This window comes from Ruthenibacterium lactatiformans, assembly GCF_000949455.1.
Lineage (GTDB): Bacteria > Bacillota > Clostridia > Oscillospirales > Ruminococcaceae > Ruthenibacterium > Ruthenibacterium lactatiformans.
Genome location: NZ_JXXK01000093.1, coordinates 1 through 1,528, shown reverse-complemented (window position 1 = coordinate 1,528; position 1,528 = coordinate 1). Strand labels below are relative to the sequence as shown.

The 1,528-nt window shown below is 50.1% G+C and carries 1 protein-coding gene; it reads left to right on the top strand.

All coding sequences use genetic code 11. From position 1 onward, the window contains the following. The first annotated feature begins 119 nt into the window (after nucleotides 1–119). Nucleotides 120–1,526 carry an IS5 family transposase gene (locus tag TQ39_RS19830; RefSeq protein ID WP_009325351.1) on the top strand — a complete coding sequence of 469 codons (1,407 nt, stop codon included), beginning with the start codon at nucleotides 120–122 and terminating at the stop codon, nucleotides 1,524–1,526. The last annotated feature ends 2 nt before the right edge of the window (nucleotides 1,527–1,528 follow it).

The following is a 1,528-nucleotide window of genomic DNA, read 5'->3' as shown; positions in this document are numbered from 1 at the left end:
AATGTCCACTGAACAAAAAAAAGGCCACGTGATATCAAGAAATAGCGCCGTTTCTGCGGTATAATAAGTGCAAGGAAAAACGGGAAAACACGCGAAAAACCTTGCACTTGGAGGCGGCCATGTATCGATACAGTAACGGTCAGATCAGCCTTTCTGACTTCAATCAACCGGCAGGCATGAATCTGAAAGAAAGCAATCGCTGGGTCAAAAAGGCACAGACAATACCCTGGCTGGATATTGAGAAACGCTATGCCAAGCTGTTCACCAATCGCAAGGGCAATGTGGCAAAGCCACTACGCTTAGCCTTAGGAGCCTGCATCATTCAGGCGGAGTACGGTTTTTCCGACGAAGAAACGGCTCTGCAGATTCAGGAGAATCCGTATTTTCAATACTTCTGCGGCAATCCCGGCTACGACGACAGCAAGCAGCCCTTTGACCCATCTCTTATGGTGTACTTCCGTAAGCGCCTGACGCCGGAAGTGCTGGGAGAAATCAACGAGATGATACTCAAAACTGTAACCACATCAGAGAACAACGACGACCATAACACTCCCACAGGCGGTGGTAACAGCGGCACTCTGATTGTGGATGCAACCTGCGCGCCGTCTGATATCCGATTTCCGCAGGATGTGTCGCTTTTGAACGAGGCGCGTGAAAATGCAGAGCAGATCATTGATACGCTGCAGGAGCAGAGCGTGGAAGAGAAACCCAGAACCTATCGCAACAAGGCCCACAAGGACAGCCTCAAGTATATGCGCAGCCGCAAGCACAACGTGAAGAAGACGCGCGAAGCAATCCGTAAGCAACTCCAGTATCTCCGCAGAGACCTTTCCATCGTCGATTCTATGCTGCAATCCGGCCTGAAGCTATCCCAAAAGCAGCAGCTTCGGCTTGAAACACTGCGAAAAATTTACGAACAGCAGAAGTACATGTATGACAACCATACACATTCCGTTCCTGACAGGATTGTCAGTGTAAGTCAGCCGTTCATCCGACCAATCGTACGCGGAAAAGCCGGAAAGCCGGTGGAGTTCGGGGCAAAACTAGATATCAGTGTATCCAATGGATGGGCAAGGTTGGAGTACTGGTCATTTGATGCCTACAACGAAGCCACAAAGCTGGTTGAAACCATAGAGCGTTACAGAGCCCGTGAGGGACATTATCCGGAGCGCGTGCTGGCGGACAAGATTTACCGAAACCGCGAAAACCTCAGCTACTGCAAACTGCACGGAATCCGGCTCAGCGGTCCGGCATTGGGAAGACCGAGAAGGGACGAGCAGCGCGACAGGCGGCAGACCCATTTCGACCAGAATGAACGGATAGAGGTTGAACGACAATTCAGCTTTGCAAAACGCAAATGCAACCTTGGAAAAGTGAAAACGAAACTGGCGGAGACCGTAGGTTTTACGCTTGCCATGTCGATTGTAGTGTTGAATCTGCGTAAAATCCAGCATACCCTTTCGCGCCTGTTTGGGCGGATTTTGCACTTTTTATTGCCGCAGCAAAAATTGGTATTTGTTCAGTAGAC

What these genes read in the sequence shown, in the direction of transcription:
- TQ39_RS19830 (WP_009325351.1), top strand. Translation starts at nt 120, where the DNA reads ATGTATCGATACAGTAACGGTCAGATCAGCCTTTCTGACTTCAATCAA.